The 14,492-nt window shown below is 69.1% G+C and carries 15 protein-coding genes and 1 pseudogene; 5 read left to right on the forward strand and 11 right to left on the reverse strand.

The window, feature by feature from the left end; translation table 11 throughout:
- Window positions 1-421 precede the first annotated feature (421 nt).
- Window positions 422-1,369, reverse strand: a complete 948-nt coding sequence (locus tag ABZW30_RS44390) for an AraC family transcriptional regulator (protein ID WP_355677023.1) — start codon at window positions 1,367-1,369, stop codon at window positions 422-424.
- A 95-nt stretch (window positions 1,370-1,464) separates the two neighbouring features.
- On the opposite strand from ABZW30_RS44390, the gene ABZW30_RS44395 reads away from it, so the two are divergent.
- Window positions 1,465-2,229 carry an SDR family oxidoreductase gene (locus ABZW30_RS44395; RefSeq protein ID WP_355677024.1) on the forward strand — a complete coding sequence of 255 codons (765 nt, stop codon included), beginning with the start codon at window positions 1,465-1,467 and terminating at the stop codon, window positions 2,227-2,229.
- A gap of 679 nt (window positions 2,230-2,908) precedes the next feature.
- The gene (locus ABZW30_RS44400; protein WP_355677025.1) at window positions 2,909-3,436 is read left to right on the forward strand and encodes a hypothetical protein; all 528 of its coding nucleotides are present in this window, start codon (window positions 2,909-2,911) and stop codon (window positions 3,434-3,436) included.
- 268 nt (window positions 3,437-3,704) lie between these two features.
- On the opposite strand, the gene ABZW30_RS44405 is transcribed toward ABZW30_RS44400, so the two are convergent.
- The 5 genes from ABZW30_RS44405 to ABZW30_RS44425 all read right to left on the reverse strand — a co-directional run bounded on the left by ABZW30_RS44405 (window position 3,705) and on the right by ABZW30_RS44425 (window position 8,475).
- The gene (locus ABZW30_RS44405) at window positions 3,705-4,109 is read right to left on the reverse strand and encodes a hypothetical protein (RefSeq protein ID WP_355677026.1); all 405 of its coding nucleotides are present in this window, start codon (window positions 4,107-4,109) and stop codon (window positions 3,705-3,707) included.
- Window positions 4,110-4,320: 211 nt separating this feature from the next.
- The gene (locus tag ABZW30_RS44410; RefSeq protein ID WP_355677027.1) at window positions 4,321-4,902 is read right to left on the reverse strand and encodes an XRE family transcriptional regulator; all 582 of its coding nucleotides are present in this window, start codon (window positions 4,900-4,902) and stop codon (window positions 4,321-4,323) included.
- A 585-nt stretch (window positions 4,903-5,487) separates the two neighbouring features.
- Window positions 5,488-5,895, reverse strand: a complete 408-nt coding sequence (locus ABZW30_RS44415; protein ID WP_355677028.1) for a hypothetical protein — start codon at window positions 5,893-5,895, stop codon at window positions 5,488-5,490.
- A 10-nt stretch (window positions 5,896-5,905) separates the two neighbouring features.
- Entirely contained in the window at window positions 5,906-6,502 is a 597-nt protein-coding gene (locus tag ABZW30_RS44420) for a MarR family transcriptional regulator (RefSeq protein ID WP_355677029.1), read from the reverse strand.
- 1,181 nt (window positions 6,503-7,683) lie between these two features.
- The gene (locus tag ABZW30_RS44425) at window positions 7,684-8,475 is read right to left on the reverse strand and encodes a hypothetical protein (RefSeq protein ID WP_355677030.1); all 792 of its coding nucleotides are present in this window, start codon (window positions 8,473-8,475) and stop codon (window positions 7,684-7,686) included.
- An 801-nt stretch (window positions 8,476-9,276) separates the two neighbouring features.
- Here ABZW30_RS44425 and ABZW30_RS44430 point away from each other — a divergent pair.
- Window positions 9,277-9,657, forward strand: coding sequence for a peptidoglycan-binding protein (locus ABZW30_RS44430; protein ID WP_355677031.1), 381 nt, complete (start codon window positions 9,277-9,279; stop codon window positions 9,655-9,657).
- 66 nt (window positions 9,658-9,723) lie between these two features.
- On the opposite strand, the gene ABZW30_RS44435 is transcribed toward ABZW30_RS44430, so the two are convergent.
- Window positions 9,724-10,692: a DUF2690 domain-containing protein gene (locus ABZW30_RS44435; protein WP_355677032.1), complete on the reverse strand. Its 969-nt coding sequence runs from the start codon at window positions 10,690-10,692 to the stop codon at window positions 9,724-9,726.
- A 398-nt stretch (window positions 10,693-11,090) separates the two neighbouring features.
- Between ABZW30_RS44435 and ABZW30_RS44440 the strand changes: the two are divergent.
- A pseudogene (locus ABZW30_RS44440) lies at window positions 11,091-11,317 on the forward strand (hypothetical protein); the annotation flags it as partial.
- Window positions 11,318-11,351: 34 nt separating this feature from the next.
- Here ABZW30_RS44440 and ABZW30_RS44445 read toward each other — a convergent pair.
- The 3 genes from ABZW30_RS44445 to ABZW30_RS44455 all read right to left on the reverse strand — a co-directional run bounded on the left by ABZW30_RS44445 (window position 11,352) and on the right by ABZW30_RS44455 (window position 12,683).
- Entirely contained in the window at window positions 11,352-11,651 is a 300-nt protein-coding gene (locus ABZW30_RS44445) for a hypothetical protein (RefSeq protein ID WP_355677033.1), read from the reverse strand.
- Complete coding sequence (locus ABZW30_RS44450) at window positions 11,648-12,058, reverse strand: hypothetical protein (RefSeq protein WP_355677034.1); 411 nt, start codon at window positions 12,056-12,058, stop codon at window positions 11,648-11,650. The genes ABZW30_RS44445 and ABZW30_RS44450 overlap by 4 nt, the downstream gene beginning before the upstream one ends.
- 79 nt (window positions 12,059-12,137) lie before the next feature.
- A complete protein-coding gene (locus tag ABZW30_RS44455; protein ID WP_355677035.1) occupies window positions 12,138-12,683 on the reverse strand; it encodes a helix-turn-helix domain-containing protein in 546 nt (181 codons plus the stop codon).
- Between ABZW30_RS44455 and ABZW30_RS44460 the strand changes: the two genes are divergently transcribed.
- Window positions 12,640-13,311, forward strand: a complete 672-nt coding sequence (locus ABZW30_RS44460) for a transposase (protein ID WP_355677036.1) — start codon at window positions 12,640-12,642, stop codon at window positions 13,309-13,311. The genes ABZW30_RS44455 and ABZW30_RS44460 overlap by 44 nt on opposite strands.
- A gap of 90 nt (window positions 13,312-13,401) precedes the next feature.
- On the opposite strand, the gene ABZW30_RS44465 is transcribed toward ABZW30_RS44460, so the two are convergent.
- The gene (locus ABZW30_RS44465) at window positions 13,402-14,067 is read right to left on the reverse strand and encodes an SMI1/KNR4 family protein (RefSeq protein WP_355677037.1); all 666 of its coding nucleotides are present in this window, start codon (window positions 14,065-14,067) and stop codon (window positions 13,402-13,404) included.
- Between the last annotated feature and the right edge of the window lie 425 nt (window positions 14,068-14,492).

Raw genomic sequence — 14,492 nt, forward strand, 5'->3', positions numbered from 1 at the left:
TCGACCGGCACGCACCCGCCGGCCGACACCAAGAATCCTCCGTCGCCCTGGCAGCCTGATCAACCCCCGAAGGACTTCCGGAACGGACCACTAAGGGCTGTCCCGTAACCGCTGGTCGAGTCGCCAGTCACGGCTCCGGATATCGGCGCGCCTCCGGACGGGCGGCTGTGGCAGCCTGCGGGCATGCCAGCAGAGCTGAGAGAACACGCAGGCCGTCACTACGCCGTCCAGTTTCACTACGCCTTGCCCTTCGACGCCTGGGCCGTGGAACTGAGCGAGGCTGCATCGTCGCGATCACCGCATCGCTGGGTTCTTGGACACGATCCGCCCAGTGCTCCACCACATCGGGGCCACCGTGAGACCGGGATCGGCAGCGACCACCGCTGCCCAATCCGCAGCGGTGATGTCCTGGCCCTCACCGTCAGCTGTATCCGCGTGGTTCGTCGCCTGCCGTCTTGGCCTGCTTGCGGTAGGCCCCCGGCGGCGATCCGAAGTGTCGTTTGAAAGCTTTGGCGAAGGCGAACTCCGACGTGTACCCCGTATGCTGCGCGATTGTGCTCAGCGGGCTCGGCGATTGGTGCAGCAACCGCGCCGCGGTAGCCATCCGCCAGTTGGTCAGGTAGGTCAACGGCGGCTCGCCGACCACCGAGGCGAAGCGGCGGGCGAACGCCGCGCGGGACAGCCCGGCGCGGGTGCCCAGAGACTCCACGGTCCAGGGATGGCCGGGATCGCCGTGGATCGCATTCAGGGCCGGGGCGACTGCCGGGTCGGTCAGCGCGGCCGCCCAACCCCGGGTCCGTTCCTTCGGTAGTTCGGCGTACCACGACCGGAGGATGTACAGCAGCAGCAGATCGATGAGCGCCGTGACGACCGCATCCGAGCCCGGCTGCGGCGCGTGGAACTCGGCGCACAGCTGATCGACCGCCGAGCGCAGCACCGAGTGGCGGCCGGGAACCGCGGGGAGGTGGATGACCTCCGGCAGATCGCTGAACAGCGGATGCGGGCGATCAACGTCGATCGCGTACGCGCCGCACACCAGCACCGTGTGCGGCCCAGGTCCGTCCACGGTGACCTGGCCGATCGGCGAGGAACGGTCCACGCGCTCCGGTACGAAGTCCACCGGATCGCGGTCCGGCACGTCGCACAGGGTGTGTCCGCTGCCGCGCTGCAGGAACACGATGTCGCCGGGTCCGAGCGCGAGCGGTTGGCCGTGCGGTGGCAGCAGGTGGCAGTGCCCTTCCACAACCACGTGGAATCCGGCTCCTGAGATGGGCTGGAACTTCAGGGCCCACGGGGCGTGCGCGTCGGTGCGAGTCACCATCGGGCGTCCCGTGCGCAGGACTTCGAGGGTGTCGCTCAGGATGTCCATAGCGCCACTCTAGTGCCCGTATGGCGAGACGATATGACAGGGAATCGAGACCTTAAGTCATTCACCGTCTCGATGTGGAGGCGTACGTTCTTGCCATGGCGGTTGCCGAACCCCGGCACTGCATCGACGAAGGAATGGATCCCATGTCTCTGGCTGGCAAGAAGATCGTGATCATCGGTGGAACCTCCGGCATCGGCTTCGCGGTAGCCCAACAGGCCGCGGCGGCTGGCGCGGACGTCGTGGTCGCCTCCAGCAATCAGGACCGCGTGGACGCCGCGACGAAGCGGTTGGGCGAGCCGGCTGAAGGCCGCCGCCTGGACGTCGCCGACGGCAACGCCATCGCCGCGTTCTTCGAGCAGGTCGGGGAGTTCGACCACCTCGTCTACACCGCGGGCGAATCTCTGCTGATCAAGCCGTTGGTCGACACCACCCCGCAGGAGGCCAGGGCCGTCTTCGAGCGCCGGTTCTGGGGCGCGTTCCTCTCCGCCAGGTACGCTGCACCGCGACTGCGCGACGGCGGCTCGATCACTTTCAGCTCCGGCGTCCTCGCGATCCGCCCCCTGTCCGGAACCGCGCTTACGGCAGGTATTACCGGCGGCATCGAGGCCCTGTCCCGGGCACTCGCCGTCGAACTCGCCCCTCTGCGCGTCAACGTGATCCAGCCCGGTGTGATCCGCACCGAGCTGTGGGACGGCAGTGTCCCGGACCCGGAGGCTTTCCTCCAGGGCGCCGGGTCCGAGCTGCTCACGCGGCGTGTCGGCACTGCCGAGGAAGCCGCGGCGGCCTATCTCTTCGTCTTGGCCAACGCCTACGTCACCGGCACCACGCTCGCGATAGACGGCGGCGCGGCACTGGTGTGACATAGGCGCCACGCATAACAGCCAACGGAGCAACGCCGCACCGACGCGACGCGTTCCTTGCCGCGGCAGTCGACGACGCGAGGCCGACCAGACGTGCGGATCCGAACCGCCCGGCCCGAAGCGGGTCGACCTGACCGTCCCGGAGATCCGCCGCCTGATCGGCGCACTGTTCAGCCCGCCGATCACAGCCCTGAACGCACTCCTGCACTGGTCGAACTGGCGCAGAAGCCACCAAGCTTCGGCACGTCGCAGCCATTACCGGCAGCGGCTCTCCGCCCCCTCCAGCGCGTAGATCGCGAAGTCACACTGGAGTATTAGGGACTGTCCGGTCGATCATGTGCGGAGCCATATGACGAGGGCTGCTGCGGTGACGGTACCGAGGTAGACGTCTGGCTACAGGACTTCGGCTACATCGTCGAGAACCCGACAGCCGCCGCCCAGCTGGATGCGAACCTGCTCGCACCCGAGTGGCAGTACTCCCAGGCGACCGCGACCTTCGACTACACGCGGGGCATCTGCTCCGCCTGACCGACCCCAGCCCGCCATCCGGCCTCCATCCCGCGACTGGACAGCCGCCTGCCATACTCGGCGAAATGATCACCGGTTATTCACAAGAGAGATGAGGGGCAAGAACATGGCACGGACCGGACTCCACCAGCGACGCGCCGTCACCGGGCTCATGGCCGGCGCGATGCTGATAGCCCTCGCCGGCTGCGGATCGTCGGGCACCGCGAAGAGCGCCGCCGGACCTGGGGCCGGGGTCTCGACGTCCCCGGGCACGGCGACGACCGGCGCGGCATCGTCCGCAGCAGAGGGCACCGTCACCAACCCGCCGGCGAAAACCGGCAAGGGCAGCGCCGACGTGACCATCAGCGGTGCGGAGTCCGGTTCCATCAAGGCCGCCGACAGCACCTGCACCGTCGTCAACGGCGAACTGACGTCCTTCCAGGCACCGTCGGACCAGAACGCCGTCGGCCCGAACATCGCCGGCGTCTACTCGGGCACCGGTTGGATGATGCCGGTCAGCACCGCCGCCCACGAAGGCGGCTACGGGAAATCCAACGCGACGGGCATCAAGGCCACGAAGAGCGGCGACAGCTGGACGGTCACACTGACCGGCACCGAGCTGGTCGCCTCCTACGACGTCAACCAGACACTCACGCTCAACGGAACTATTGTCTGCGGCGAGATCATCAGCGCTGGCTGACCGGCCGAAGGCCGAGGCTTGCGCCAGCACCGGAGGAGCCACCAGCGTGGCGGCTCCTCCTGCCGCAACTCAACCGAGCGTGCGGCGGCATCGACGATCGCCGCACCCCCGACCTCGCACCATGGACCACCCAGTCCCGCAGCGCCCGCAGATGGGCTTGCGGCGTCGCCGAGCTGACCGGTGCAGACCGCTCAAGCCGGTCCCCCGCAGTCTGCTCGGCGAGCTGTGTGCACGGGCGAGCCCAGCTCCACCGGTCGCGCCGGGTCGGTCACCCCTTGGGGAAGCGCACGACGTTGTCCGGGAGCAAGACCGTCTCCTCGGCCTCGCGCAACCGATCGGCCAGGACCGCGCTCGCGAGCGCGAGGTTCGTGACCTGGTTCTTCAGAACGTTGTTCTCCTCGGTCAGGTCAGCAACCCGCTTCTTCAGTTCGGTGACGGTCTTCCGAAGCCGCTTCTCGGCCTCCGGGGTCTGTGTCGTCTCGGTCCGGACACGCTCGTAGAACTCGTTCTTCAGGTCCGCGTGCCGCTTGAGCAGGGCCATGCGGTGGACACCGGCTTCGGCGGCCAGGGCGACGACGGTGAGGCTGCCGTCGGAGACGGTGGCCCGGTCGCTCAGGATCCGGTCGATGGCTTCCCGGATACGGGCGCGTTCGTCTTGGTGCTGCTCGTTCATGTGAGAGCCTCGGTGGGTTGGGCGGTGGCATCGTGGGTGTCGGCGGTGGCGCGGAGAAGGTCCGCGTTGCGACGAAGGCGTCTGCCGATCGGGACGGGGGCGTGGTCGGCAAGTCGATCGATGTCCCTGCTCAAAAGGAAAAGCCTCGGCCGCCTTTTCGGCGGCCGGGACTGGCTCTCTTTCGGCGACACGGAGGCTGCCGGGGGTGGTTCTACAGCTCGATGTCCATCCAGGCGACGTCGTTGAGCTCGACGTCGAGGCCGCGGGCGCGGCGGCCGCCGTCCTTGAAGTACTCGTCGCGTAGGGCCTCGGCGAGGATCGCTTCCTGCTGGGCCTGGGTGGCTCCGGCGTCGCGGGCCTCGTACAGCCGCCTGGCGACCGAGCCGGGCATCTTCTGGGTGATCATCCGGGGGCGGGGGTCGTCGGTGGAGCCGCCGGCCGCGCTGTAGCCGAAGGTCGCCTGGATGTGGAGCATGAAGCCGCGCTGCTCGGCGTCGCGGCGCACCCGCTTCCTCACCCGCGGCTGCCAGGCCGCCCGTACCGCTCGTTCGACCTTGGCCGCGTTGGCCTTGGTCATGGGGATGTCGCCGGTCAGCTCGCCTTCGGCGAGGGCGGTCAGGGCGTGGGCCCAGCGCTGGGCAGTGCGCACCGAGACGCCGGCAGCCTGGGCGAGGCGCTTGGTGTCGTTTTTGGCGACCTTCTCCCACAGGAACTTGACCCGGGTGTTCAGGTGCACCGGGATGGGGCGGGTGCGCTCGGCACGCTCCAGGCCCTCGTCGATCTCCCGGCTCATGAGGCATCAGATCCTTCCCTCGCCCCGACCGGGGCGAACTCGAGTAAGGGGGCGGCCCGCCGACCGGGTGTCGGCGGGCCGCACGGGGCGCGGTTACTCGTCGGCGGAGACGACTCCGCCGGCCTCCATGTGCCGGGCCGCCGGACGCGACGACCCGGTACGACGCGGCGCAGCAGCCGGGCCGGTCGCGGGGGCCGCCTGACGGGGCGCAGCGACCGAAGCGACCGAAGCAGCCGACTCGGCCGGAGCCTGCGGGGCGGGACGCTCCACGACCGGGACGGCGGCCGTCGGCTGTCCGGCCGGGGCGGGCGCGCACCAGCCGCCCATGTGCACCGGGCGCCGGCCCGAGCGGTACGTGGGAGGCGGATCTTCTCCATCGCTTTGGGTGGGGCGGCCTGGTATGCGGGGATCAGGATGAGCGGGTACGCCTTCGCGGGCGGCGCGGGCCACTGCGATTTGAATCTCCAGTGCAGCGCGTTCTTTGCATTCAGACGCTAGTGCTCTGACCTGCGAAAATAGCGCTGAGGCCCGCCGAGGCGGGCCTGTCAGCGGGCCGGGCGGAAGCCTCGGCGCCAATTGGTGTCCTCAGACGGCCACCAGGTTCGGCCGGCCAGAAGCTCGTGGCGGCTGCTTTCGGTAGAGCGGCGCGGCGATGTCCGGCAGCCTGCCTTCTCGGATCTCAACGGCGGCGGCGCGCAGCGCTGTCTCCATCTCGGTCTCGGAGGTGTACTTCGCGATGAAGGGGTGCAGGCGGTAGCTGTGTCCACGGCCGTCGCCGCTGCGGATGACGAGGTTGCGGTTGACGAGGCACTTCATGCCGCGGCTGACGGCAGACTCGAGCAGGCCGAGGCGCTCGGCCATCTCGACCTGGCTGTAGTTGACCTCGCCGCCGGGCGACTGCAGCTCGGACATGATGCCGAGGACGGCGATTGCGGTCGGCGTCAGCTTGAGCCGGGGGATCATGCCGAGCACGCCGGAAGGGGTGATCTCCATGGGATTCTCCTCAGCTCTCGTGGGCGAAGTCGTCGGGCCCGATGGTATCTGGGAACTCACTGGCCAACTTTTCGGCCCGGACCAGCGCGAGCACGCCGTTCTGCTCGTCTCCGTTGCCGCGGAAACAGAGCCTCGGGTTCACATCGTAGAGGCCGCGCTTCTTGTGGCGGCGGATGTAGTTGAGCTCACACAGCCGGCCGATCGCACTGTTCACGCTGCTGCGCGCGACACCCAGCTCGGCGGCCATCTCCACCTGCGTCTGCTGGAGTTGTCCTCGGTTTTGAGAGCCCATCATGTGTAGAAGCACGGCTACCTCGACCGGGCTGAGCCGGTGCGCGACGATGCACCTCGCCAGCACCTTGGCCAAGAACCAGTTGCTGGTCAGGGAATAGCCCATGGAGCCAGCCATGTCGTGCGCCGCCCGCCGGGGCCGGAACTTGACGGTGACCTCTTCGACGGACGGCGCCACCGGCTGGGAGGCGATGTCCATGGCCAGTTGCTCACCGAACCGGTCGAGCATGCTGACGAGTTCGGGTTCGGATGCGGGGCGGACGGGCCGGTTCTTGGGTGTTGCCCCGGTGAGATCGGTCCGTCGTTCTGCGCGCACGCGTGCCTCCATGGACGGGTTGGTCGGCACGACAGTACAGGAACTTGCGGTTGTCTCGAACTTTTCATGCGGCGAGTCGCAAGTTCTGTTCGCGGGATGCGACATCAGCTGTCGACGATCGAGATGGCGACGGGGCGAGCGGCATTTCCAGGCACCCGATTCTTGCGGTTACTTCGAAGTTTCGGGGACTCGACTCCGCCTGCCTTCCCGTACTCCAGCCCGGACATGAAAGTTGAGGGCTACCGCAAGGAACCTTCGAGGCATCCGCAAGAATCTGTCCCCGATCGGGGACAGTAGGGCCCGGAGTGTCCCGGACTGGGAACACTTCGAGTCGACTAGCCCTCGCAAGGATCAGCGGGGACCCTGTGGAAAACTTCGAGCCATTCGCAACTTCTCCCTGCTAATGTCTGCGCCCATATGCCACATCAGCCACCGCAGTGTCCGGTAGGACCAGACACTGACATTCACAAAACAGCAGGTCAGGGCCCACTTTTGACCGGGTGTCTCTTATAAAAGAACGCTCGCGTGCCCGCTGACGTTGCACCTGTCACTGCCTGGCCGTCGCGTATGTGTCGCCGCCTGGACGGGACTCGGTTTGGCTCTGGCCGACGTGAACGCTGCTGCTAGTGCCTCGGCATCAGTGGTCACTCGTCCTGGCGCCTTGCCCAGGTCATCAAGGTGGACAGCACGGTGTTCGTCCAATGGAGGGTGACCTCTGCACTCGCTCAGTGATGGGCAACCCCCTGCGCTTAGTGCACGATGGTTCGGCTGGTGGCCAGCCCAGCACGGGCATCGGCCACCTTCTCCGGGGGCAACTGCCCAGTGCCGGACCGTCCACGGTCCGGCCGGTGCGGTGACGGGCCGACGGCGGGGCCGGCCACGGCCCTGACGGCGGACCGGCGGCGCAGGGCAGGCGGCAGGGGCTGGTCCAGCGCAGCCCTTGGCGCTGGCCACGGGTGCGGGGGCGGAGCGCGCCGCGCCCAGCCAGGCCCGGTCCGGTGGTCCGCGATGGTGGCCTGGTTGCCGCCCGTACCCGGTGGTCCGGCAAGGCAGGTGGCGCGCCGGGCCTGGCTTGGGAAGAGCGAAGGGGAGAGCGGCTACCGGGGAAGCACGGGGACGGCCAATGTTGGCCATGCCGGCTGCGAGGGCCTGGGCGTCAGGGGGAGCCCGATATCCACGGGTCAGCTGTGCTTCTTGGCGTAGTGGCGGGCGTGGGCGCGCAGGGGCACCGCGGGGCTGTTCGCGGCGGCTCGTGCTTGGAGGTCCTGGACCAGGGTGCGGGCGAAGTCGCGGACGGCGTCTTCCTCGAGCCCGTGGGCGACGTAGAAGTCGACGAGGTACTGGAGCGCCCGGAGCTCGCCGCCGGTGACGGTGATCCGGGCGGGGGTGTCGTCTGTGAGGATGGCGCCGGTGGCGTGGTTCCAGGTGGCCAGGAACCGCAACCGGTCGATGCGATGCAGGCCTTGGCGGCGCTCGATCCCGGCGACGTCGCGGAGGCGGGCGAGGAGGCCAGGGAGGTCGGTGCCGGGGTTGCGGTAGAGGCGGTGTTCGCCGTGACCGGCCGAAGCGAGGTCGGTGACCGCCTCGTTGAAGAACGCGGCCACGGCCTTGGGGTCGGGGGTCAGGCCCGAACCCATCCACCGGTTCACCACGGTGGTCCGGTCAAGGCCCGCCGAGATCTGCCAGCCGGTCAGATAGGACCACCACAGGCCGAGGTCGCTGACGCGCTGCCCGTTGAAGTTGAACCGGCGGGCGACGTCGTCGGGGAAGTGCATCACGCCTTCGGGCAGGTAGTTGTCGATGTTCTTGGGAAGGGGCTCGGTCCAGGCCGCCTCCTTCATGCCGAGCAGCACGTTGCCGATGGGGTAGCCGGCCGTCAGGAGCAGCTCGGCGACGTCGGCGAGGTAGTCACCGGCGGCGTCCTCCAGCTGGCGCAGCATCTTCGGGTCGACGGTCTCCTGGGCAGCGGTCATCGGCACTCTCCTGGGTACGCGGTGGTGGATGTGCAGCCGGTCGGCAGCCTAGGGGCGCGGGTGGGGCGGCATGGGGTGTTCACGGAGAATCGGCCCGAAGCCGACCTGCGCTGTTCTCCCCGTACGCTGATGGCCGGGCCCCTCACGTCGACGAGCGGACGCTGTTGGTTAATTTCGGGGTCCTGATCACTTCGCCCCGCCGAGCTGGGGGGAAACGCCGATGATGGCGATCGGCGCGATGGTGGAGGGGTGCGGGCCCGGTCGAAGGCCTGATAGGAGCCCTCGGCGGCGCGGCTGGTCATGCGGTGGATCAGGGGGACCGCGAGCAGGATCGCGCCGCGGATCCACATGAAGGCGGACGTCTCGTGGTGGGTCACGGCCATCACGGCAACCGTCGCGAGGACGATGGCGCTGACGGCGCCGAAGAGCGTGACGTACCGCTGGGTGCCTTTCTCGCTGCCGACTACTCGAGACAGCAGGTGACCTGGAACAGTCAGGCGATGGCAGTCAGTTCGCCCTGCCGATGGAGACAGCAGTTGATCGGTCGGGCTCGGTGGTGTGCGTACGGGCGGGGACGCCCCCGCCGCCCCACGGCCGCGGTCCTGCGGCTGAGCTGCGCTGCCGAACGCGCCCGGTCAGGCCAGTCCGTGGGACATTCCCCGGGTCGTCCCCGCCCTCGTCCCACTGCTGTGGGACCCCTTCGGGCGGCGGCAGAGTGGCGGCTGTCCGGGGCGCTCGTTCCCGGGACACCCGACGACCACACGCCGTCAGGGGCGTGCGGCGAACCAGGAGGGAAGCGTCATGCGCAAGAACCGCATCGTGCTCGGTCTCGCGGGAGCCGGCCTCGTGCTGGCCACGGCCATCGGGACGGCCGGCAGCGCCGCCGCCACCACCGCCTCGCCCGACCAGGCCAGCAGCGTGTGCAACTACACCAACTCCGAGCCGTTCCTGAGCCGGGGCGACACCGGTACCGCGGTGAAGCAGCTGCAGTGTGAGCTGAACTACTCGCTCAACCCCAGCCTCTTCACCCCGCTGGTCGTGGACGGCATCTTCGGCCAGGCCACGTCGGACGCCGTCTACAACTTCCAGGGCTGCGTGGGCATCGCGCAGGACCGCCTCGTCGGGTCGCAGACCTGGTCGAAGCTGGACTACTGGACGGTGAACCCGAGCTACGCGTGCTGACGCCGACGCGCAGCTGAGCAACTCCCGGGCGGGGCGTCAGGATCAACGGGGCCGCCCCGCCTGGGCTCAGTGTTCCGGGCCCGCCGTGCTGGCGGTGGCGCCGGGGCCCGAGGGCGGCGCGGTGAGCAGCTCCGGCGCCACCGGCGCGGTCGCCGGATCGGTGATCACCTGGGTGCATCCCCGGCCCGCCGACTGCTCGCCGCACACCTGCAGGCCGGCATCGGAGGCAGAGGCGTCGACCATCGGCGAGTACGCGTCATACCCCCAGTGCACCAGGGCCGTCTGGTGGCCGCCCCGCGCGGTGGTGATCGAGGCGGAGTCGCCGGGAGTGGCGCTGGTGAGCTTGGCCCAGGCGGCCCGGCAGTGCGCGCTGTAGCGCACATGGATGGTCATCCGCTGGACGTTCGCGGTGATCAGCGTGACAGCGTCGTCACCGCAGCCGGTGGCCTTCGGATCGAGCCCGGTGCAGGAAACCCCCAGGCAGCCACCGGCGGCGGCCGAGGCCGCAGTGGCCGGCGGCGTGGTCGTAGCTGTGGGGACCGCCGTCGAACCGGCCTGCGCCGCCTCCGACGAGCGGCCGGACCACAGTGCGAACCCCAGGACGGCCGCGGCCGCGACGATCACCATCATCAGTGCCAGATAGCGGAGTTGGCGCCATTTGCCAGTTCTACCGAGCGACCCGCCCGCCAGTCCGCCAGGGCCCTCCCCGTCGTCCGCGTCAGCTGCTTCGTCCGTAGCAGCTACTTCGTCCGCATCGCCCGTATCACCCGCTCCCTGGGACATCGCGGCGGCGAACACCGGCAGCACCGGCTCCAGGTCCGTGCCCGACACCTCCGCCAGCCGACGAAACGCCTCCTCGGTCACCAGACGTTCGCCGTTGAGCCACCGCTGCCACGAGGACTTGCTGTGAAGCGTCCTCGTTGCCAGCTCGACCAGACTCAGCCCGCTGCGGTCCTTCATCCCCCGGAGCACCTCGACGAGCTCCCGCTCCTCCGCGGACAGCCCCTCAGGTAATCGCCTCCAGCGACCGGCCATGCGCTTCCCCCCCATCAGCAGCATCTGACCTGTCCACAAGGGCAGTTGGGCACCCATTCGCCAGCAGATTACCTGTCCCGAACAACCCGGGCCCGGTTTTCCCGACAGCAAATGGCCAGTTGGCCTGTACGTCGGGTTCTGTCTCTCGTCGAACCCTCCCGCCGGCGGTCCTTTGCTCCCCGGGCGCTGTTGGCGAATGTAAGTGATCGGCTGTGGTGAGTGACGTCGGTCTCCGGGACTTGTCTCGGAGACCGACGTTGGTCGTTGTGGGGTGTGTGGTGTCGATGCGTGCGGGTGGGCCGGGCGAGGTTCCGACGGGGACGGTCAGGGTGGCGCGGGCGGCGTTCCCGAACGGAAGTCCGGCGATTCGGATTCGGGATGAGCTGGGGGTTCTGTTTCGCAGATCCCGCTACCAAGGCCTCGCGAAGACCAGCCTCCAGCACCATCTCACCGCCGCCGCGATCAACCTCGCCCGCATCGACGCCTACCTCACCGAAACCCCTGAGCCGGCACCCGCACCAGCCACTTTGCAGCACTTCGCCCCGCCGGGCTGGTGCCCCCGGCTCGGCGGGGCGAAATGATCAGGACCCCGAAATTAACCAACAGCGTCCGTCGACGAGCGTGAGGGGCCCGGCCATCTCCGGGGTGCTGATGCGGGGTCAAGGTCCGGCGATCACCCAGGTCACGAAGATCGCGGACATGCCGGGATGGAATCTGTACACGACGCTGATGCGGTCGCCGGAGTCGGAGGCCGGGTCGGTGCGGGCGGTGTAGTCGTCGACCTCGGGGTCGGTGCCGCCGGGCACCGGGATACCGAGACGGGGGAACACCGTGAGGCGCTCGACGAGCTTCTCGACCGCGTCCAGCTCGCCGGGGCGCAGCGCGGCGAGGGCGTGCTCTGCAGCGTCGGAGAGGAAGACGTGCAGCGGGGCCGGCTGCTGTTCGGGCTGATCGGTCACCGGTCGCCGCCGGCGGCGCGAAGCCGGGCGAAGACATCGGCGGCCGGGGTCCACTGCTGGCCGCCGATCGGCGCGGCGAGGGAGGCCATGGCGTTCTCGTCGGTGCGCAGGGTCAGGCGGTGGCGGTAGGTGGCGATGACCTCGGCGACGGCGGCCAGGTCGCCGATCGGGGAGGAGTCGAGGGCAGCGGCCAGGGCCTGCTCGAAGGCCTCGCGGTCGCCGGGCAGGCCGTACCGGGAGAGCGCGGTGCGCAGCTCGTGCAGGGTGGCCGGCCTGGGAACGGCCGCGTCCTGGTGGTCGGGCTGGGTGGTCACCTGGTCCTCCTCGGTGCGGGCGGCCGCCATGGTGGCGGGCCGCAGGTTCGACGGTAGCGGTCGGCGGGCGGGCAGTGGAGCGGTCCTGGTCACGCGGCACCGCTGAGGGTCATCGGCGGGCGTGCCGGGCGCAGCGGGACGGAGCCGGCGCGGGAGCGTCATCGGGGTGGTTCTACAGCTCGACGTCCATCCACGCGATGTCGTTCAGCTCGACGTCGAGACCCCGGGCACGGTGCCCGCGGTCCTGGAAGTAGTGCTCGCGCAGCGCCTCGGCGAGGATCCGCTCCTGCTGGGCCTGGGTGGCTCCAGCGTCCCGGGCCTCGTACAGGCGGCGGGCGACGTCGCCGGGCATTTTCTGGGTGATGACGCGCGGGCGGGGGTCGTCGGTGGAGCCGCCGGCGGCGGTGTAGCCGAACGTGCCGCTGATGTGCAGCATGAAGCCGTTCGTCTCGGCCGCCTTGCGTACGCGCTGCTTCACCCGGGGCTGCCAGGTGGCGCGGACCTTGGTCTCGATGGCCTTGGCGGCGGTCGGCTTTGGGGTGCCCTGGTCCTTGAGCCAGCGCTGCACGGTGCGCTGGGAGACGCCGAGATCTGCGGCGAGCCGTTTGGTGGAGCCCTTGGCGCCCTTGAGCAGGAAGCGCATCCGGGCCTGGACGGACTGCGGGATCGGGCGGGTGCGCTCGGCACGCTCCAGGCCCTCGTCGAGCTCGCGGCTCACACTGCTCTCCTTCCCGGCCGCCGAGGTCGGCGGTCACTGCTGGTGGTCGTGGTGGGCGGCCCAGTCGCTGCGCGCCAAGCACCTGGGTCAGCCCGCCGCGGTGACCGCGGCCTATGCCGACTCGGTGCGCGCTCTGGTCGCGCTGCTGGTCACCTTGAACGAGCAGGTCGACTTCCTGCACGGGCAGGTCGAGGACTACTTGGGCCGGCACCCCAACGCTGAGATCATCCGGTCCCAGCCCGGACTGGGAGCAATGCTCAGCGCCCGGGTGCTCGCAGAATTTGGCGACGACCCTCACCGCTACGCCAGCGCCAAGGCCCGCAAGAACTACGCCGGCACCAGCCCGATTACCCGGGCCTCCGGCAGGAAGAAGGTCGTGACCGCCCGGCACGTCCGCAACGGCCGGCTCATCGACGCCCTGATCGCCCAAGCCTTCTCCGCACTGCGGGTCTCCGCTGGCGCCAGGGCCTACTACGAGAAGCAACGCGCCCGCGGCATCGAATTCAACGCCGCCCTGCGCCAACTCGCCAACCGACTCGTCGGCATCCTGCACGGCTGCCTGAAAGCCGGTACACCGTACGACGAGGCGACCGCCTGGCCCCACCAAGCCCACGCCCTCGCCGCTTGACACTCCAGCTCACGGGTGGGGCCGTTCCTCCTGTCGCGCACGAGTTGAGGCAGCCTCGGCACAGTCAACGGTGGTGTACCCGGATCGTCGTTACCTGGTCCAGGGCATCTCCGTCGACCCGGTGGGTCGGTACCAGGTGATGCCCCACTCTGCGCCCCAGTCCTTGCCGGTCCAGTCGTAGGCAGGTGTCCAGAGTGGTCGGGCCGGTTGAGGTCCCCACTCTTCCGGGTCCGGGCGCACCAGCAACTCATCCTCATGGGCGTAGCCGCCGGTGAGTACGGTGGCCACGAACTCCGCGAAGCCGCCGTCGAAACGGTCGAGCGCGCCGTCGTTGAAATCGCAGAAGACGGCCACCGGCCACTGCTCCGGGTCCGGGCCGGTGGTCAGCCAGCAGCAGTAGTTGTGGTTGCTGTTCATGCCCCAGGGCAGCAGCCCGCCCGGGTCCGGGAACACGGGGGTGTGCTCCTGGTCCCAGAACTCGTCCTCACCCTCGACCTGCTCCCGGAACTCGGTGTCGGTCTCGAAGCGCCACCCCGCCAGGCCGCCCGGAGAGCCGGCTACGTGAGAGTGCTTCGTCGGTGACCGCACGCCCCACTCGCCGTTCAGGTTCACCGCACCGTACAAGTCGACGAACGCCCGATAGTCCGACGGCAGCTGGACCCCGAGCTCCGCCGGTGCCAGCTCCCACGGCACCCGCGCCGGGGTGTACACCGGCTCGCCCATGATCGCCCGCAGCCGGTCCCACGCCTCGGCCATCGCCCGACCCCTCTCCGGCCGTCAGTCTGTCAGAGGCTGCACTTTAGGCCACGGCTCCGACAAGCCACTGACCCGACCGGAAGACCGCCGGCTGGCGAGCCCCGCTCGATCTACACGAGAACGACCGCCGGGTCGAGTACAGGCAGTCGTGGGACGAGGTAACCGCCTGGTCCCGCCCGGCCCATGCACTTGCTGTTTGACACGCCAGCTCATGGGATGTCTGTCAAGTTGCTGTGTGCAGGTTCTGGACGTGTTGGTGGGGCCAGAAGAGGCCTGATGGTCGGTACGATTTTCGACGGGATAACCGTGGTCGTTGGTGAGTGAAACCAGTTGGGTGCAGATCCAATCGGGGTGTTGTTGATCAAGCCGCGAGGTTGAGCCCATCGCGGTAGCGGGCTTGGTGGTTGCGGGTGAACTCCTGCTGT

Source organism: Kitasatospora sp. NPDC004669, assembly GCF_040609455.1.
GTDB lineage: Bacteria > Actinomycetota > Actinomycetes > Streptomycetales > Streptomycetaceae > Kitasatospora.